The following is an 18,622-nucleotide window of genomic DNA, read 5'->3' as shown; positions in this document are numbered from 1 at the left end:
GGACTGGAGCATGCAACTGAATTCCACCGAAATCAGCGAACTGATCAAGCAGCGCATTGCTCAGTTCAGTGTTGTGAGTGAAGCTCACAACGAAGGTACTATTGTTTCTGTAAGTGACGGTGTTATCCGCATTCACGGCCTGGCCGATTGTATGCAGGGTGAAATGATTTCCCTGCCGGGTAACCGTTACGCTATCGCACTGAACCTGGAGCGCGACTCCGTAGGTGCAGTCGTTATGGGCCCATACGCTGACCTCGCCGAAGGCATGACGGTTAAGTGTACGGGTCGTATCCTTGAAGTTCCGGTTGGCCGTGGCCTGCTGGGACGTGTGGTTAACACCCTGGGTGCACCAATTGATGGTAAAGGCGCGCTGGACAACGACGGCTTCTCAGCTGTTGAAGCTATCGCACCAGGCGTAATCGAACGTCAGTCCGTCGATCAGCCGGTACAAACCGGTTATAAATCCGTTGATGCCATGATCCCAATCGGTCGTGGTCAGCGTGAACTGATCATCGGCGACCGTCAGACCGGTAAAACCGCGCTGGCAATCGACGCCATCATCAACCAACGTGACTCCGGCATCAAGTGTGTCTACGTCGCTATCGGTCAGAAAGCGTCCACCATTTCTAACGTGGTACGTAAACTGGAAGAACACGGCGCGCTGGCTAACACCATCGTTGTTGTGGCAACCGCGTCAGAATCCGCTGCACTGCAATACCTGGCACCATATGCCGGTTGCGCAATGGGCGAATACTTCCGCGACCGCGGCGAAGATGCGCTGATCATTTATGATGACCTGTCTAAACAGGCCGTTGCTTACCGTCAGATCTCCCTGCTGCTCCGTCGTCCACCAGGTCGTGAAGCATTCCCGGGCGACGTATTCTACCTCCACTCCCGTCTGCTGGAGCGTGCTGCGCGTGTTAACGCCGAATACGTTGAAACCTTCACTAAAGGTGAAGTGAAAGGGAAAACCGGTTCTCTGACCGCGCTGCCGATTATCGAAACGCAGGCAGGTGACGTTTCCGCATTCGTTCCGACCAACGTAATTTCCATTACCGATGGTCAGATCTTCCTGGAAACCAACCTGTTTAACGCCGGTATTCGTCCTGCGGTTAACCCGGGTATCTCCGTATCCCGTGTAGGTGGTGCAGCGCAGACCAAGATCATGAAAAAACTGTCCGGTGGTATTCGTACCGCACTGGCACAGTATCGTGAACTGGCAGCGTTCTCCCAGTTTGCATCTGACCTTGATGATGCAACCCGTAAGCAGCTGGACCATGGTCAGAAAGTAACTGAACTGCTGAAACAGAAACAGTATGCGCCAATGTCCGTTGCGCAGCAGTCTCTGGTTCTGTTCGCGGCAGAACGTGGTTATCTGGCGGATGTAGAACTGGCGAAAATCGGTAGCTTTGAAGCCGCTCTGCTGGCTTACGTTGACCGTGATCACGCTCCGTTGATGCAAGAGATCAACCAGTCCGGTGGCTATAACGACGAAATCGAAGGCAAGCTGAAAGGCATCCTCGATTCCTTCAAAGCAACCCAGTCCTGGTAAAGTCTAGCGGCCTGTCTTAGGGCAGGCCGTAAGGCATTGAGGAGAAGCTCATGGCCGGCGCAAAAGAGATACGTAGTAAGATCGCAAGCGTCCAGAACACGCAAAAGATCACTAAAGCGATGGAAATGGTTGCCGCTTCCAAAATGCGTAAATCGCAGGAGCGTATGGCGGCCAGCCGTCCTTACGCAGAGACCATGCGTAAAGTTATTGGTCATCTTGCGAACGGTAATCTGGAATATAAGCACCCATACCTGGAAGAACGCGACGTTAAACGCGTGGGCTACCTGGTGGTGTCGACCGACCGTGGTCTGTGTGGTGGTTTGAACATTAACCTGTTCAAAAAACTGCTGGCGGATATGAAGGCATGGTCTGAAAAAGGCGTTCAGTGCGATCTCGCAATGATCGGCTCTAAAGGCGTTTCCTTCTTTAACTCCGTTAATGGCAACATCGTTGCTCAGGTCACCGGCATGGGGGATAAACCTTCCCTGTCGGAACTTATCGGTCCGGTTAAAGTGATGTTGCAGGCCTACGATGAAGGCCGTCTGGACAAGCTTTATATTGTCAGCAACAAATTTATTAACACCATGTCTCAGACGCCAACCATCACTCAACTGCTGCCGCTGCCGGCATCAGATGATGCTGAGTTGAAGCGTAAAGCCTGGGATTACCTGTATGAACCAGACCCGAAAGCGCTGCTGGATACCCTGCTGCGCCGTTACGTTGAGTCTCAGGTTTATCAGGGCGTGGTAGAAAACCTGGCCAGCGAGCAGGCCGCACGTATGGTGGCGATGAAAGCCGCGACCGACAATGGCGGCAGCCTGATTAAAGAGCTGCAGTTGGTATACAACAAAGCTCGTCAGGCCAGCATTACTCAGGAACTCACCGAGATCGTCGGTGGTGCATCCGCGGTATAACCAGGTTAATTCGTAGAGGATTCAAGATGGCTACTGGAAAAATTGTCCAGGTAATCGGCGCCGTAGTTGACGTCGAATTCCCTCAGGATGCCGTACCGCGTGTGTACGAAGCCCTTGAGGTTCAGAATGGTAATGAAGTGCTGGTGCTGGAAGTTCAGCAGCAGCTCGGCGGCGGTATCGTACGTACCATCGCTATGGGTTCTTCCGACGGTCTGCGTCGCGGTCTGGATGTAAAAGACCTCGAGCACCCGATCGAAGTTCCGGTTGGTAAAGCAACGCTGGGTCGTATCATGAACGTACTGGGTCAACCGGTAGACATGAAAGGCGACATCGGTGAAGAAGAACGTTGGGCTATCCACCGTCAGGCACCATCCTATGAAGAGCTGTCAAGCTCTCAGGAACTGCTGGAAACCGGCATCAAAGTTATCGACCTGATGTGTCCGTTTGCGAAGGGCGGTAAAGTTGGTCTGTTCGGTGGTGCGGGTGTAGGTAAAACCGTAAACATGATGGAGCTGATTCGTAACATCGCGATCGAGCACTCCGGTTATTCAGTGTTTGCGGGCGTAGGTGAACGTACTCGTGAGGGTAACGACTTCTACCACGAAATGACCGACTCCAACGTTATCGATAAAGTTTCTCTGGTTTATGGCCAGATGAACGAGCCACCAGGAAACCGTCTGCGCGTTGCGCTGACCGGTCTGACCATGGCTGAGAAGTTCCGTGACGAAGGTCGTGACGTACTGCTGTTCGTCGATAACATCTATCGTTACACCCTGGCCGGTACTGAAGTATCAGCACTGCTGGGTCGTATGCCTTCAGCGGTAGGTTACCAGCCGACTCTGGCGGAAGAGATGGGCGTTCTGCAGGAACGTATCACCTCCACCAAAACCGGTTCTATCACCTCCGTTCAGGCGGTATACGTACCTGCGGATGACTTAACTGACCCATCTCCAGCAACTACCTTTGCTCACTTGGATGCAACCGTAGTACTGAGCCGTCAGATCGCATCCCTGGGTATCTACCCGGCCGTTGACCCGCTGGACTCTACCAGCCGTCAGCTGGATCCGCTGGTTGTTGGTCAGGAACACTACGACACTGCGCGTGGCGTTCAGTCCATCCTGCAGCGTTATCAGGAACTGAAAGACATCATCGCCATCCTGGGTATGGATGAACTGTCTGAAGAAGATAAACTGGTGGTAGCACGCGCACGTAAAATTCAGCGCTTCCTGTCCCAGCCGTTCTTCGTGGCTGAAGTATTTACCGGTTCTCCGGGCAAATACGTCTCCCTGAAAGACACCATCCGTGGCTTTAAAGGCATCATGGACGGCGAATACGATCACCTGCCGGAGCAGGCGTTCTACATGGTCGGTTCCATTGACGAAGCAGTGGAAAAAGCCAAAAAACTTTAACGCCTTAATCGGAGGGTGATATGGCAATGACTTACCACCTGGACGTCGTCAGCGCAGAGCAACAAATGTTCTCTGGTCTGGTCGAGAAAATCCAGGTAACGGGTAGCGAAGGTGAACTGGGTATTTTCCCGGGTCACGCCCCGCTGCTCACCGCCATTAAGCCTGGTATGATCCGCATCGTTAAACAGTTCGGTCATGAAGAGTTTATCTATCTGTCCGGCGGCATTCTTGAAGTGCAGCCAGGCAGCGTGACCGTTCTCGCTGATACTGCTATTCGTGGTCAGGACCTCGACGAAGCGCGAGCTCTGGAAGCGAAACGTAAGGCAGAAGAGCACATTAAGAGCTCTCATGGCGACGTGGATTACGCTCAGGCGTCTGCTGAACTGGCCAAAGCGATCGCTAAACTGCGCGTTATCGAGTTGACCAAAAAAGCGATGTAACACCGGCTTGAAAGTCTAAAAACCAGTCTGATTCCAGACTGGTTTTTTTTTATCCCAAAATTTTTAATTCGATAAACTAGTAACACAAAAACGGGTTATTTTTTATTGCGTTAAATGAGGGATCATAACGATGTCATTTCAACCATCTTTCGAAGGGCCGCAGTCCGATTCCGCGGTCGATCGCGTTACTTTCATCCGCCGAGCGTATGTTCATCTGGCAGCCGCCATTGCTGGCTTTATTGTACTGAGTGCAGTACTGATGGCGACGGGTGTTGGCGAACTGATGCTCAGAACATTATGGGCGGGCGGAAAATTTGGCTGGCTGGCGGTTCTTGGTGCCTTCATGCTGGTGGGGATGCTGGCAACCCGTTTAGCGGATAACACGGCATCTAATCAGGTTCAGATCGCGGGGCTTGGTATCTATGTCCTGGCGGAGTCACTGATCTTTTCACCGCTGCTGACGATGGCAGCCTACATGAATTCCAATATTATTCCCTCTGCGGCCATTGTTACGGTTCTGCTGGTCGGGGGGCTGACGTTTACAGCATTTACCTCGAAGAAAGATTTTTCGTTTCTGCGCTCGTTCTTAAACATCGCTGGGTTCGTTGCGTTTGGCGCGATTATTGCCAGTGTGGTTTGTGGCTTTTCTTTTGGGGTGGGCTTCTGCGCTTTGATGGTTCTGCTGTGTGGCGGCTTTGTGCTGTACGACACCTCGAATATTATCCATCACTATCCAACCGATCGACCTGCTGGTGCGGCGCTGCATCTGTTTGCTTCTATTGCCACCATGTTCTGGTACATCCTGCGTATCTTTATGTCGCGTGACTAGTCCCGGCTACAAGGTTGCATCCAGAGACCAGCGAGAATCTTCGCTGGTTTTTCTTTTTTGTTTTAAATAATTTGAAATTGAAAAGGTATTTTAAATATTTTGTGATTTACATCACAAAAACGTTGATCGATAAAAACGAGAGGAGTAGACTTTGTTTTGTGACCTGAGTCACAAAAAATATCACAATACTCGCAGGATAAAAATCATGAAACTGATCAACAAAATCATCGCACTTTTCAGCTCTATGAACATCTCTTTCGGTACCTTCAACCTGTAAGGTCACCCTGCTGGCCGCCCACTTGCCGGTCAGACTCTGTTCTGTGAAGCGCTGTACCGCTAACGAAAACGACAACACATGCGGTGTAAACGGAACCCCAAACAAAAGGTCGCCCTACGGCGACCTTTGTATTTTCCGGTATTTATTCCTTGTTCAGGAAATCTCCGGTTTTAAAGCTGCCATCCGGGTTGCGTTCCAGCGGCTGCGGTAACGTCAGCGACTGGAAGTCATCGGCCCGTAGCTCCTTACCTTCTTTATTCACGCTTTTTCCCTTCTCGATAAAGTAGTTGGTTGCGTCTACATTACCGACCACCGCATCGTCGTATTTCCCAGGTTTGCTGCGCAGTGAGATGTTGTCAGTGAACACCCCTTGCGTAGAAGCATCGCCATAAGGGCTTGGACGGAAGATGAAGTTAAAGCGCTGATTATCAACGGCGACGTTGTTAACCACCACCAGCTTGCCCGGATTAAAGTTATCGGTGAATCCGTCCAGATGATTACCCACCGCGATGCTATTGCGGATTTCATGGGCAACCGGCTGGCCTTCGCCACCTAACTTGAAGCCATTACTGGTGTTGTCGCGGGCAATCGAGTTCTCAATGACCACCACGCCATTTGCGCCATCTTCAATCTTGTTGAACAGATCAAAGCCATCGTCGATATTGTTATGGGAGTAGCAGCCTTCAAGGCGGTTACCCTCCCCCACGCGCATCTTCACGGCAAAGCCGTCGGCATTGATCTTACCCGGATCTTCGTTACCGTAGGACTCTGCATTCACAACTCGGTTATAGCTTGCCCACAGTGGACGACCGATCTTATCCGCAGAAGAGATCTGAATGCCGGTATCGTCGTTACGGTAGGCGACTACGTTTTCAATGAGATTATGGCTACCCTGAATTCGCAGGCTTTTATCCGTGATCTCAATTCCCCGGAGAGTCCAGTAGTGCGCGTCCAGCAGCATACCGTGAATAACCGCTTTGCCTTGTGCCTCCAGCGTCTTACGAGCCTTATCGAGCCCGCTGGCTGAGAGAGGAATATCGGTTTTCGGGTAGTCCCCGGCGGCCAGCACAATCTTGCCGCCCGGAGGCACTAAAGCGATGGCCGTGGTTAAATCCAGCGGCGCTTCCAGCGTACCTTTGGCTTCAGCTTTACCGGTAGGTGAGGCATAAAGCGTACTGGCCGTGACGTTTTTCACCTGACTCACGTTCAGCGATTGTTCCACCGGCGCAAGGTCTTTACCGCTGGTGGGGCTAAAGGTAATTTTGAACGCATTACTCTCTTTAAGCGTGGTGGGCAGGGTAAACATCTCACCGGCTTTCACCGATTTATTCTCCCCGATCACCACTTCATTTTGTCGCACGGTAAACAGGCCGTCGTAGTTGGCACGCGCCTGCAAGGTATACTCCGCGGCCAGACTCTGATTCCCCGAGGCAACCTGCATCACTACCGGCCAGGATTTTGCGACGAACGGCTTTGAAGCAACCGTTTCGGCAGGTGAGGTGTTGAGTGATGCATCGCTGACGGTGATTTTTGCATTACGTGAGGCAAAGAATCCCACGTAATACTGTTTTTTGTCCTGCACCGAGATAAGGTCTGCATGCGGCACTTGCTGAGTGACCCACTCTTCGCTGCCCACCGGGGCCCAGGCGGTGATGAATCCGTTATTGGTGCGTTCAAGTTTTAGACGGAAGGCCGGAGATTGATGGAGGTCGACGCCCTCTTTATAACTCACCTTCTTAATTTCAGAACCGGCATTTCCCCAGGGTTGGGTGATGCCATTACGGGAGATGGCCAGCATCTTCACGCGGTAATCATCTTTTTTATCCTGAGTGATAATGGCATTCATCACCATATTGGATGCCGCGGGAAACTCTTCATAACCTTCTTTGAGAGGCTCCATGCGCGGCACGCCAATAATATCGCGCACCAGTAGCCCCGCTCCTTCCTGAGCCGCAGGCTTGGCACCATTTTCCGGGCCGAACTGGTCAACGGTGACGGTGGCGGTCAGCACAAAGTTCTTATCACTCGGCAACGTGGTGTAGAAGAACGTCAGGCCATCATGCGAGTTTGCTATCTTTCCCCCGCGGCTTTCAATAGTGATAGGTTGACTAAGATCGACCACGTCGGTTGTGGTCAGCGTCTTACCATCGATGGTGACGTTGTTAACGCCGACTTTCTCCGGCAGGACGTTGGAGGAGAAGTTGACGTCGGTGGATTGTCCGAAGGCGATAGCCTTCCATTGCTGGACGCTCTCAGCCTGCGCTGAGAATGAAAATGCTGCGCTACAAAGGGTAAGGGCCAGAGGTATCTTATTGTTCATATTATCTTCCTGAATGGTTTATCGATGTGATTATCACCAAATCAAAACGTTGTTTCTTTTTTGTTCGTCACAATAATGAGTAAATAAAACGCTGTTTTGATTTATGGATTTTCTTTATTCAGGTGGTAAAAAAACAATATAAGCAGTGAGATAGCCTGCAATCCGGCGTTCTGGCTGAATTCTTACAAGACAAAAGGATTTGATATGGACGAAAATAGGGGCAGAAAAGGCAATGTTGAACGTTTTATCAGCAAGCCATTTCATGGCGAAAAATATGTAGAATTTTCAACGTTAACCGGGTTTACTTCATCCTTAATCTACAGACAGGATACCTATGTCTAACCGTACCATGAGCGTTGTGATCCTTGCCGCTGGCAAAGGCACGCGTATGTATTCCGATCTTCCTAAAGTGCTGCACACACTGGCCGGTAAGCCAATGGTGCAGCATGTCATTGATGCCGCTAATCATGTTGGCGCAACCCAGGTGCATCTGGTGTACGGCCACGGCGGTGATTTACTCAAGCAAACCTTAACAGATGACAATCTGAACTGGGTGCTACAGGCAGAGCAGCTGGGTACGGGTCATGCTATGCAACAGGCCGCCCCGTTCTTTGCTGATGATGAAGATATCCTGATGCTGTACGGCGACGTTCCGCTGATCTCCGTTGAAACGCTGCAGCGTCTGCGTGATGCCAAACCGCAGGGCGGTATTGGTCTCCTGACGGTCGTGCTATCCGATCCAAGCGGCTACGGCCGAATCACCCGCGAAAACGGTAAAGTGACCGGCATCGTCGAGCATAAAGATGCCACCGATGAACAGCGTCTGATCCCGGAAATAAACACCGGCATCCTGATTGCTAACGGCGCGGATTTGAAGCGCTGGCTGGCGAAACTGAACAACAACAACGCGCAGGGCGAGTTCTATATCACCGATATTATCGCCATGGCCTATCAGGAAGGCCGCGAGATTGCTGCCGTGCATCCGGCGCGTATCAGCGAAACCGACGGTGTGAATAACCGCCTTCAACTGGCGCGGCTTGAGCGTATTTACCAGTCAGAGCAGGCGGAAAAACTGCTGCTGGCAGGCGTGATGCTGCGTGACCCGGCACGTTTTGATCTGCGCGGAACGCTGTCTCACGGGCGCGATGTGGAAATTGATACTAACGTTATCCTTGAAGGCAACGTCGTACTCGGCCATCGCGTGAAAATCGGTGCTGGCTGCGTTATCAAAAACGCCACCATCGGCGACGACTGTGAAATCAGCCCGTACAGCGTAGTGGAAGATGCTCATCTCGAAGCTGCCTGCACCATTGGGCCGTTCGCGCGCCTGCGCCCTGGCGCTGAGCTGCTGGAAGGCGCACACGTCGGTAACTTTGTCGAAATGAAAAAAGCGCGTCTGGGCAAAGGCTCAAAAGCCGGTCATCTGACCTACCTGGGCGATGCGGAAATTGGCGATAACGTAAATATCGGCGCAGGAACCATCACCTGCAACTATGACGGCGCCAACAAGTTTAAAACCATTATCGGTGATGACGTATTCGTGGGGTCAGATTCCCAGCTGGTGGCCCCGGTGACCATTGGAAAAGGCGTCACCATAGCCGCAGGGACTACGGTTACCCGCGATGTGGCCGACAATGAGCTGGTCTTAAGCCGCGTACCGCAGGTACACAAACAAGGCTGGCAGCGCCCGGTGAAGAAAAAATAATTCGCGATTATTCGCGTAGGCCTGATAAGGCGTAGCCGCCATCAGGCAAACAACGGGCGAGGCGATAACATAATCTCCCGCCCATTATTCGCGTAGGCCTGATAAGGCATAGCCGCCATCAGGCAAACAAAGGGCGAGGCGATAACATAATCTCCCACCCATTATTCGCGTAGGCCTGATAAGGCATAGCCGCCATCAGGCAAACAATGGGTGAGGCGATAACATAATCTCCCGCCCAAAAGGCAGTACCTATAAAAATAACCCCACTCTCTACAAGGCTCGGGGCGCCCGGTAACGGGCAACAGGTTGACCGACAACGCGTAAAAATCGGAACTAAAAACTATGTGTGGAATTGTTGGCGCAGTCGCGCAACGTGATGTAGCTGAAATCCTTCTCGAAGGTCTTCGTCGTCTGGAATACCGTGGTTATGATTCTGCGGGCCTGGCAGTCGTGGATGCACAAGGTCATATGACTCGCCTGCGTCGCCTCGGCAAAGTCCAGATGCTGTCACAGGCGGCGGCTGAACACCCGCTGTCTGGCGGCACCGGTATTGCCCACACCCGTTGGGCAACCCACGGTGAACCTTCGGAAACCAATGCGCATCCGCATGTTAGTGACTACATTGCGGTCGTGCACAACGGCATCATTGAAAACCACGAACCGCTGCGCGAAATGCTCCAGGCGCGTGGCTATGTCTTTGTTTCAGCCACCGATACCGAAGTGATTGCTCACCTCGTGCACTGGGAACTGGAACAAGGCGGCACGCTCCGCGAAGCCGTACTACGTGCTATCCCGCAGTTACGCGGTGCGTACGGCACGGTGATTATGGACTCTCGTGACCCGAGCACCTTGCTGGCTGCCCGCTCCGGTAGCCCGCTGGTTATCGGCCTGGGCATGGGCGAAAACTTTATCGCCTCCGACCAGCTGGCGCTGCTGCCGGTCACTCGTCGCTTTATCTTCCTTGAAGAGGGCGATATCGCGGAAATCACTCGCCGTACGGTGGAGATCTTCGATAAGACCGGTGCGGAGGTGAAGCGTCAGGAGATCGAATCGAACCTGCAATATGACGCGGGCGATAAAGGTATCTATCGCCACTATATGCAAAAAGAGATCTACGAGCAGCCAAATGCGATTAAGAACACCTTAACCGGACGTATCAACCACGGTGAGGTGGATTTAAGCGAGCTGGGGCCGCAGGCCGATGCGTTGCTGGCGAAAGTTGAGCATATCCAGATTATCGCCTGTGGGACGTCTTATAACTCGGGCATGGTCGCGCGCTATTGGTTTGAGTCGCTGGCCGGAATGCCGTGTGATGTTGAGATTGCCTCGGAATTCCGTTATCGCAAATCCGCAGTGCGCCCTAACAGTCTGGTCATTACCCTTTCCCAGTCTGGCGAAACGGCAGATACCCTGGCGGGCTTACGTCTGGCGAAAGAGTTGGGCTATCTCGGCTCGCTGGCGGTATGTAATGTGGCCGGTTCATCGCTGGTACGTGAATCTGACCTGGCGATTATGACCAAAGCAGGCGCGGAAATCGGCGTTGCCTCAACCAAAGCCTTTACCACTCAGCTGACCGTCTTACTGCTGCTGGTGGCAAAAATGGCGCGGCTCAAAGGTGCTGATATCGCGGTTGAGCAGGAGATCGTGCATGCGCTTCAGGCGCTGCCAAATCGCATCGAACAGGTGCTGTCTGAGGACAAACGTATTGAGGCGCTGGCGGAAGATTTCTCCGACAAGCATCATGCGCTGTTCCTCGGGCGTGGCGATCAGTATCCGATTGCTCTGGAAGGGGCGCTGAAGCTCAAGGAGATCTCCTACATCCATGCTGAAGCGTACGCTGCGGGTGAGCTAAAGCACGGCCCGCTGGCACTGATTGATGCCGATATGCCGGTGATTGTGGTGGCACCGAACAATGAGCTGTTGGAAAAGCTGAAATCCAACATTGAAGAAGTTCGTGCGCGCGGCGGTGAGCTGTATGTGTTTGCAGACAGAGACGCCGCCTTCACCAACAGCGACAATATGCACATTATTGAGATGCCGCATGTAGAGGAGGTGATTGCGCCTATCTTCTACACGGTTCCCTTGCAGTTGCTGTCCTATCACGTGGCGTTGATTAAAGGCACGGACGTCGACCAACCGCGTAACCTGGCGAAATCGGTAACCGTTGAATAGGTTATCTTATCAATAATCAGGGGCTGCCAGATGGCGGCCCCTTATCGTTTTGCCCGCTGCGGCGGCTTTTTAAATCTATAATATATAAACGCTCTCAATTTCATATTGGAAATGTATTTATTATTTAAATGTAAGCCCGCGAACATTGATGTTTGCACCAGATGGTTTATAAATATCACTCTGGTTTATATTTTCTTTGGTTTTGAATGTTATTGATATATGTATTTGTATTTATTTATACGTATCTGGTGTTTTTTGTTATATTAATTGATTGAATTGTTCTCTGTATGTTCTGAAAAATCAGGTGGAATGGATTAAATTACTGCCGAACGTGACCCCAGCGTTAATTTATTGCGTGTTTGTTATATTAGTCTTCGGGTAAATTTATTCCGAAAAATAGCTTATATTTTTATCTTTAATGTTAATTGTATTAGTATAGAGAGCAAATGACTCCCTTGCGAATTAATTTTTTTAAATTTAAAAAATTAACCTTGCAATTATTTATTGGATTTGAGAATTAAATTTTATTTCTTGTAACCAAACCTTTCCTTCCTGTATTATCCCGCTGGCTTTAATTAGAGCGTGTTCTCTTATTACATATTATTGAATGTATGCAATTTCGCATACAGGATTACTAATGTGTAAATATTAAAATATTATTTATTGATATGAATGGAGTCTATAATGAAAGGAAAATTCACGACCATTGCTTTGGCATTGACCTCGTGCCTCGTTGCCGGTCAGGCTTTAGCAGAAGACAGTACCGTGCATTTTCGTGGAGAAATTATTGACAGTGCCTGTGAAGTGACGGCCGATACTCAAGATCAGAACGTCAATCTGGGTAAAGTGAATAAAACAGCATTCAGTGGTGTGGGTAGCACTGCTGCACCGACTGCATTCCAGATTGATTTGATCAATTGTCCGGCAACTTATACCAAAGCCGCCGTACGTTTTGATGGTAAAGAAGCCGCCGGTAGCAATGGCGATTTAGCGATTGGTGATCCTGCAACCGCCGCTACGCCTGGTGACTACACCGGTGCTGGTGATGCAGCAACGGCAACAGGCGTTGCGATTCGTATTTATAACCGCAGCGATAACTCTCAGGTAGAGCTGTATAAAGATTCTGCTTACAGTGATATTACTGCCGGTGAGGTCTCCATGAAGTTTATGGCTCGCTATATTGCAACAGCAGCAGCCGTAACGCCAGGTACCGCCAATGCTGACTCGCAGTTCACCGTTGAATACCAGAAATAAATAAGACCTTTTACCTTAATTAATGACGTTCATCATTATCAATTTTCCGGGAGATAACGATGGGCGTCATTTTAATCATTCTGAGATAATTGTATGTTTGTACGTTTACTCAAGGTTTGTTTTCTTATTGTCTTGGGTATCTATACCCCGATGGCTGTTTCTGGAATTGTGGTCGGTGGAACGCGTGTTATTTATGCGAGTGATAAACCTGATACCACGATTTCTATCTACAATAAAGAGACGCAACTTCCTTACCTGATTCAATCCTGGGTTGACCCATTTAGTAAGGAAGATAAAACTAAGTCGCCGTTTACGGTCATTCCGCCTGTTTCACGAATTGAAGCGGGCCAGGAAAAGATATTGCGTATTGTCAAAACGACGGGGGAGTTGCCGAAAGACCGTGAGTCTGTTTTTTGGTTGAATGTTAAAAACATTCCCCCATCTGGCGCTAGTGATGGAGCAGGTACGCTTGAGATTGCGATAAAAACGCGTATCAAACTGTTCTGGCGTCCGTCCTCGATTAAGATTGTACCGGAGCAGGCCTACAAACAAATAAAATGGCAGTTGCAAGGTAATACCTTAGTGATGGAAAACCCTACGCCTATCCACGTTAACATAATGGACGTCTCTATGGGTGGCAAAGATATTCCACTTAATATGATTAAGCCGTTTGAAACATTAACGTTGCCAATACCTAAAGGAGCGGCAGGGCACGAATTGGTTTGGCGTTATATTAATGATTACGGTGCGATTAGCGAACCGATTAAACAAGCGCTTTGATCGCCTGATAAGGATATCTGTATGAAAACATCGCGTCTCTGTATTATGCTGCTATCAGGCGCATGTTTGGGGGGAGCTTTTCCGGTTCTGGCGAGCGACAGCCTTTTTAATCCCAGACTTCTGGAACTTGATCACCCGGTTGAAAATATTGACATTCGTCAGTTCAATCGATCCAACGCGCTACCTGCGGGAACCTATAAAGTTGATGTTATTATCAACGGAAAAATGTTTGAGCGGCAAGATATCGTGTTTGAACAGGATACGCCGGATGCTGAATTGCATCCTTGTTTTGTCGCGGTCAAAAATGTTTTGGCTTCTTATGGTGTAAAGGTTGATGCAATTAAATCACTCAATAGCATTAACAATACCTCATGTATTAACCCTTCCACCCTTATTGAAGGTTCAAGCTGGCAGCTTGATGCGAATAAATTAGCGTTAAATATTTCCATTCCCCAAATTTATCTTAATGTCGCGGCCTATGATTACATTAGCCCCTCCCGCTGGGATGAAGGCATCAATGCAATGATGGTGAATTATGATTTTTCAGGTTCCCACACCGTCAAATCGAACTATGAAGATGGCAATGACGACACCTACTTTTTAAACCTGCGTAATGGCGTGAATATCGGCGCATGGCGTTTGCGGAACTACAGTACGTTAAGCTCACTGGATGGCCAGACTGAATATCATACTATTAATAGTTATGTTCAGCGTGATATTGCTGTCCTACGCAGCCAGATAATGGTGGGGGATACGTGGACTGCCAGCGATCTCTTTGATAGTACTCAGGTTCGTGGCGTGCGGTTATACACCGATAATGAGATGCTGCCGTCGAGTCAAAATGGTTTTGCTCCAACCGTTCGCGGGATCGCGAAAAGTAATGCCACCGTTATTATCAAGCAAAATGGTTATGTGATTTACCAGTCTGCGGTGCCCCAGGGGGCATTTGAAATTACCGATCTCAACACCACCAGCGCCGGTGGCGACCTGAATGTGACAATAAAAGAAGAAGACGGTAGCGAACAACGTTTTACCCAACCTTATGCATCGCTTGCGATCCTTAAACGCGAAGGACAAACCGATTTCGACATTAGCGCTGGCGAAATTCGTGATGCAAACGGCTATACCCCGAATGTGATTCAGGCGCAGATCATGCATGGCTTTTCGGGCGGAGTGACCCTGTATGGGGGGATGCAGCTTGCTGAAGATTATACTTCTGCGGCGCTGGGCGTGGGAAAGGACATGGGCGCTTTGGGCGCGGTTTCCGTCGATATAACTCATGCCCACTCGCAATTTGATAGTGGTGAAAATGAGGACGGACAATCTTACCGCTTTCTTTACTCCAAACGTTTTGATGAGACAAATACGAACTTCCGTCTGGTCGGTTATCGTTATTCCACCGAAGGCTATTATACCCTGAACGAATGGGCTTCCCGGCAAGCGGATGACCAGAATTTCTGGATTACCGGTAATCAGCGGAGTCGGCTGGAAGGGACGTGGACGCAATATTTTGGCCGCGATTGGGGAAATATTTATTTGACGCTCAGCCGTCAGGAATACTGGAAAACGGATGCTGTCGACCGACTCATACAGCTTGGCTACAGCAATCGATGGCGACAAATATCGTGGAGCCTGTCGTGGAACTATCTGGATTCAACGACGCGTTATTCGAACGATGCCCAGTCAGGTAACGATAATAATGAAGGGAATGAGCAGATTTTTATGCTGTCGGTCTCTATCCCACTTTCTGGCGCAATGGAAAATAGTTATGCCAGTTATTCATTAACGCAGAATAACCATAACGAAAGCACCATGCAGGCGGGTTTAAGCGGTACGATGCTGGAAGATAATAATCTTTCATGGAACGTGCAAGAGTCGTGGTTGAGCACGCCAGAAGATAGCTACAGCGGCAATATGGGGGCCACTTACTCGGGTACCTACGGGGCGGTAAATGGCAGCTATTCCTGGAGTCGTGATTCGCAACGTTTAGATTATGGTGCCAGAGGGGGAATTCTGGTTCATGGCGATGGCGTGACCTTCTCCCAGGAGCTAGGCGAAACGGTCGCTCTGGTGAAAGCCCCCGGCGCTGATGGATTGTCTATCGAAAACGCCACGGGTGTCGCGACCGATTGGCGGGGATACACCGTAAAAACGCAACTCAGTCCTTATGATGAAAACCGGATCGCCATCGACGGCAACTATTTTTCCAAAGCGAATATTGAATTAGATAACACGGTTATCAATCTTGTTCCCACTCGCGGTGCTGTCGTTAAGGCCGAGTTTGCGACGCGTATCGGCTACCGCATTCTGTTTAATATACATCTGGCAAATGGCCAGCCTGCCGCCTTTGGTTCAATGGCAAAAGCGGAACTGGAGTCGGGCACCGTGACGGGCATTGTGGGTGACAATGGCGAGCTTTATCTCTCAGGAATGCCCGAGCAGGGCGAGCTGTCTCTAAGCTGGGGTGAGTCTGCCAAACAAAACTGTGTCGCCACTTATCATCTATCCGATAAACCCCATGATGCGAGTTTGATTCAGCTGGATGCAATCTGTCGCTAAGGAATAGCTATGTTTAAAATACTCCCAATCTTACTGTTATTATTTTTTAGTTGGTCCAGTTTTGCGGATGATGGTATTTGTCATAATGCCGATGGTGAAACCAATGTGCTTAATTTATCATTCGGAACCGTCAATGTTTCCGCGGCCAACAACCTGGCGGGATATACCGTTAAGGACGCGCTAACTACTACGCTTTCGTCTTATCCTGTCCGCTGTCACTGCGACCCGGAGCATAATGATGACGGCGCTTTTTATGAGATTTTCTATATTGGCGATCCCGCTCCCGGCCTTGTGGAGGATCGCGTCATTGATGATCAGCAGTATTATATTCTCAATGAATATCTTTCTATTGGGGTGAAGGTCTTTATCATTAATAATGATTACGCAAACCTGCCTTTTGATCATTTATCAAATAAAGTTACCGATCCACAACATTCTTGTGGTCCAAGAAATGATGGACGCCAGATTTATCTGGACTCCGGTCGTTCGGCAAAAATATCGTTTAACCTACGTCATTCCGTCACTGGCATAACCTCGATTCCGCGTACAGAAGTCGCATGGATATACGCGGGGATTAATAACTACTATCCCCGTACTACGCCGGTCTCAAAAGTTACCATTATGGGAAGCCTGATTGCGCCTCAGAATTGCGAAATGACGCCTGGGCAAACCATTGATGTTGACCTGGGAAAAATGAATGCTGGCGATTTCTCCACTACGCCCGGCGCAGTGGTGCCAGGCAAAAAAGTCAAAACCGTCGTCAAAGTGTCCTGCTTAGGGATGACCGATGTCAGAGATTCCGAGTTTGTTCAGGCCTCAATGGTGGCCGTCGACAGAAGCCCGGATGCTTCCATGATTGCGACCACCAACCCGGATGTGGGCATAAAAATTTATGACAAAAATGGCAGCCAGATCCGCGTTGACGGGGGAATGTTACCGGCGGATATGAGCGCGATTAGCCGATTAGGCGCGACCGATGGTAGCGTGACGTTTTACTCCACGCCGGCCAGCATGACAGGCAAGAGACCCGCGGCGGGCGAGGAATTTACCGCTGATGCGACCTTAATTATCGAATTTACCAACTGATCTTTCGCGGCTGTTTATGACAGCCGCTGTCATATTTGTGCCTTTCCATGCTGACGCGGCCTAAAAAGCCGCTATTCCTCCTGTGAAAATATCTCTATTTTTCAATTGATTAGATTCTTGCTATCCCTTGTCATTAAACTGTCATAAACATTACATATAACTGTCACCTGATTGTCCTACTTTGCTCCTCGTAAACACAAAACAACACTTTACGAATTCTTGCAGGAGACATTATGAAAGTTATGCGTACCACTGTCGCAACTGTTGTCGCCGCGACCTTATCGATGAGCGCTTTCGCCGCAAATGCAGCCGCAAGCCTGACGGGTGCCGGTGCAACCTTCCCTGCGCCGGTGTATGCCAAATGGGCAGATACCTACAACAAAGAAACCGGTAATAAAGTTAACTATCAGGGTATCGGTTCCTCCGGCGGCGTAAAACAAATCACTGCAAATACCGTTGATTTCGGCGCATCTGATGCACCACTGTCTGACGAAAAACTGGCTCAGGAAGGCCTGTTCCAGTTCCCAACCGTCATTGGCGGTGTGGTACTAGCCGTTAACATCCCAGGCCTGAAATCAGGTGAGCTGGTGCTGGACGGTAAAACGCTGGGTGATATCTACCTCGGCAAAATTAAGAAGTGGGATGATGAAGCCATCACCAAACTGAACCCGGGCATTAAGCTGCCTTCGCAGAACATCGCCGTGGTGCGCCGTGCTGATGGTTCCGGTACTTCCTTCGTTTTCACCAGCTATCTGGCGAAAGTGAACGACGAGTGGAAATCTAAAATCGGTGCCGGTTCTACCGTTAACTGGCCGACCGGTCTGGGCGGTAAAGGCAACGATGGTATCGCCGCTTTCGTACAGCGTCTGCCGGGCTCCATTGGCTACGTTGAATACGCTTATGCGAAGCAGAACAACCTGGCTTACACCAAACTGATTTCTGCCGATGGCAAAGCGGTTAGCCCGACGGAAGAAAACTTCGCCAACGCCGCAAAAGGCGCTGACTGGAGCAAATCCTTCGCTCAGGACCTGACCAACCAGAAAGGTGAGGGCGCATGGCCAATTACCTCCACCACCTTCATTCTGGTCCACAAAGATCAGAAGAAACCTGAGCAAGGCGCTGAAGTACTGAAGTTCTTTGATTGGGCTTACAAAAACGGTGGCAAACAGGCGAATGACCTCGACTATGCTAGCTTGCCAGACAGCGTGGTTGAGCAGGTTCGTGCTGCATGGAAAACCAACGTAAAAGATAGCAGCGGTAAAGCGCTGTACTGATTACGGTCGCCCGGCGGTGACGCCGGGCATCTGTAAACGTCGTCGCAGATT

General features: G+C 50.0%; 13 protein-coding genes. 12 read left to right on the top strand and 1 reads right to left on the bottom strand.

What is annotated here, in order from left to right; all coding sequences use genetic code 11:
- Nucleotides 1-10: 10 nt before the first annotated feature.
- The 5 genes from atpA to ACIPDS_RS15555 all read left to right on the top strand — a co-directional run bounded on the left by atpA (nucleotide 11) and on the right by ACIPDS_RS15555 (nucleotide 5,144).
- Nucleotides 11-1,552, top strand: coding sequence for a F0F1 ATP synthase subunit alpha (gene atpA / locus ACIPDS_RS15575; protein WP_166515109.1), 1,542 nt, complete (start codon nucleotides 11-13; stop codon nucleotides 1,550-1,552).
- 50 nt (nucleotides 1,553-1,602) lie between these two features.
- The gene (gene atpG / locus ACIPDS_RS15570) at nucleotides 1,603-2,466 is read left to right on the top strand and encodes a F0F1 ATP synthase subunit gamma (RefSeq protein WP_062776638.1); all 864 of its coding nucleotides are present in this window, start codon (nucleotides 1,603-1,605) and stop codon (nucleotides 2,464-2,466) included.
- 26 nt (nucleotides 2,467-2,492) lie between these two features.
- Nucleotides 2,493-3,875, top strand: a complete 1,383-nt coding sequence (gene atpD / locus ACIPDS_RS15565; protein ID WP_166515110.1) for a F0F1 ATP synthase subunit beta — start codon at nucleotides 2,493-2,495, stop codon at nucleotides 3,873-3,875.
- Between the two features lie 20 nt (nucleotides 3,876-3,895).
- Nucleotides 3,896-4,315 (top strand): F0F1 ATP synthase subunit epsilon, encoded by a 420-nt coding sequence (locus ACIPDS_RS15560; RefSeq protein WP_003023809.1) that lies wholly within the window; start codon nucleotides 3,896-3,898, stop codon nucleotides 4,313-4,315.
- A gap of 130 nt (nucleotides 4,316-4,445) precedes the next feature.
- Nucleotides 4,446-5,144 (top strand): Bax inhibitor-1 family protein, encoded by a 699-nt coding sequence (locus ACIPDS_RS15555; protein WP_400737534.1) that lies wholly within the window; start codon nucleotides 4,446-4,448, stop codon nucleotides 5,142-5,144.
- Between the two features lie 419 nt (nucleotides 5,145-5,563).
- On the opposite strand, the gene ACIPDS_RS15550 is transcribed toward ACIPDS_RS15555, so the two are convergent.
- A complete protein-coding gene (locus ACIPDS_RS15550) occupies nucleotides 5,564-7,741 on the bottom strand; it encodes a right-handed parallel beta-helix repeat-containing protein (protein ID WP_400737531.1) in 2,178 nt (725 codons plus the stop codon).
- A gap of 334 nt (nucleotides 7,742-8,075) precedes the next feature.
- On the opposite strand from ACIPDS_RS15550, the gene glmU reads away from it, so the two are divergent.
- The 7 genes from glmU to pstS all read left to right on the top strand — a co-directional run bounded on the left by glmU (nucleotide 8,076) and on the right by pstS (nucleotide 18,571).
- Nucleotides 8,076-9,446, top strand: coding sequence for a bifunctional UDP-N-acetylglucosamine diphosphorylase/glucosamine-1-phosphate N-acetyltransferase GlmU (gene glmU, locus ACIPDS_RS15545; protein ID WP_400737528.1), 1,371 nt, complete (start codon nucleotides 8,076-8,078; stop codon nucleotides 9,444-9,446).
- A gap of 342 nt (nucleotides 9,447-9,788) precedes the next feature.
- Complete coding sequence (gene glmS / locus ACIPDS_RS15540; protein WP_400737525.1) at nucleotides 9,789-11,618, top strand: glutamine--fructose-6-phosphate transaminase (isomerizing); 1,830 nt, start codon at nucleotides 9,789-9,791, stop codon at nucleotides 11,616-11,618.
- A 684-nt stretch (nucleotides 11,619-12,302) separates the two neighbouring features.
- Nucleotides 12,303-12,872: a chaperone-usher fimbrial major subunit gene (locus ACIPDS_RS15535; RefSeq protein WP_400737523.1), complete on the top strand. Its 570-nt coding sequence runs from the start codon at nucleotides 12,303-12,305 to the stop codon at nucleotides 12,870-12,872.
- Nucleotides 12,873-12,965: 93 nt separating this feature from the next.
- Complete coding sequence (locus ACIPDS_RS15530) at nucleotides 12,966-13,652, top strand: fimbrial chaperone (protein WP_400737521.1); 687 nt, start codon at nucleotides 12,966-12,968, stop codon at nucleotides 13,650-13,652.
- 21 nt (nucleotides 13,653-13,673) lie between these two features.
- Nucleotides 13,674-16,211: a fimbria/pilus outer membrane usher protein gene (locus tag ACIPDS_RS15525; RefSeq protein ID WP_400737518.1), complete on the top strand. Its 2,538-nt coding sequence runs from the start codon at nucleotides 13,674-13,676 to the stop codon at nucleotides 16,209-16,211.
- A gap of 9 nt (nucleotides 16,212-16,220) precedes the next feature.
- On the top strand, nucleotides 16,221-17,297 hold the full coding sequence (locus ACIPDS_RS15520; RefSeq protein WP_400737516.1) for a fimbrial protein: 1,077 nt from the start codon (nucleotides 16,221-16,223) through the stop codon (nucleotides 17,295-17,297).
- Between the two features lie 233 nt (nucleotides 17,298-17,530).
- Nucleotides 17,531-18,571: a phosphate ABC transporter substrate-binding protein PstS gene (pstS, locus tag ACIPDS_RS15515; protein WP_400737513.1), complete on the top strand. Its 1,041-nt coding sequence runs from the start codon at nucleotides 17,531-17,533 to the stop codon at nucleotides 18,569-18,571.
- The last annotated feature ends 51 nt before the right edge of the window (nucleotides 18,572-18,622 follow it).

Source organism: Kluyvera sp. NPDC087067, from assembly GCF_044745165.1.
Taxonomy (GTDB): domain Bacteria; phylum Pseudomonadota; class Gammaproteobacteria; order Enterobacterales; family Enterobacteriaceae; genus Kluyvera.
Note: the sequence above shows the minus strand (reverse complement) of the source record. Positions and strands in the feature narration are given on the sequence as shown.

Bases quoted from the DNA above. Each gene is read 5' to 3' on its own strand.
- ACIPDS_RS15520 (WP_400737516.1), top strand. From the start codon at position 16,221: ATGTTTAAAATACTCCCAATCTTACTGTTATTATTTTTTAGTTGGTCC.
- ACIPDS_RS15525 (WP_400737518.1), top strand. From the start codon at position 13,674: ATGAAAACATCGCGTCTCTGTATTATGCTGCTATCAGGCGCATGTTTG.
- ACIPDS_RS15560 (WP_003023809.1), top strand. From the start codon at position 3,896: ATGGCAATGACTTACCACCTGGACGTCGTCAGCGCAGAGCAACAAATG.
- atpA (WP_166515109.1), top strand. From the start codon at position 11: ATGCAACTGAATTCCACCGAAATCAGCGAACTGATCAAGCAGCGCATT.
- ACIPDS_RS15535 (WP_400737523.1), top strand. From the start codon at position 12,303: ATGAAAGGAAAATTCACGACCATTGCTTTGGCATTGACCTCGTGCCTC.
- atpG (WP_062776638.1), top strand. From the start codon at position 1,603: ATGGCCGGCGCAAAAGAGATACGTAGTAAGATCGCAAGCGTCCAGAAC.
- ACIPDS_RS15530 (WP_400737521.1), top strand. From the start codon at position 12,966: ATGTTTGTACGTTTACTCAAGGTTTGTTTTCTTATTGTCTTGGGTATC.
- glmU (WP_400737528.1), top strand. From the start codon at position 8,076: ATGTCTAACCGTACCATGAGCGTTGTGATCCTTGCCGCTGGCAAAGGC.
- atpD (WP_166515110.1), top strand. From the start codon at position 2,493: ATGGCTACTGGAAAAATTGTCCAGGTAATCGGCGCCGTAGTTGACGTC.
- glmS (WP_400737525.1), top strand. From the start codon at position 9,789: ATGTGTGGAATTGTTGGCGCAGTCGCGCAACGTGATGTAGCTGAAATC.
- pstS (WP_400737513.1), top strand. From the start codon at position 17,531: ATGAAAGTTATGCGTACCACTGTCGCAACTGTTGTCGCCGCGACCTTA.
- ACIPDS_RS15550 (WP_400737531.1), bottom strand. From the start codon at position 7,741: ATGAACAATAAGATACCTCTGGCCCTTACCCTTTGTAGCGCAGCATTT.
- ACIPDS_RS15555 (WP_400737534.1), top strand. From the start codon at position 4,446: ATGTCATTTCAACCATCTTTCGAAGGGCCGCAGTCCGATTCCGCGGTC.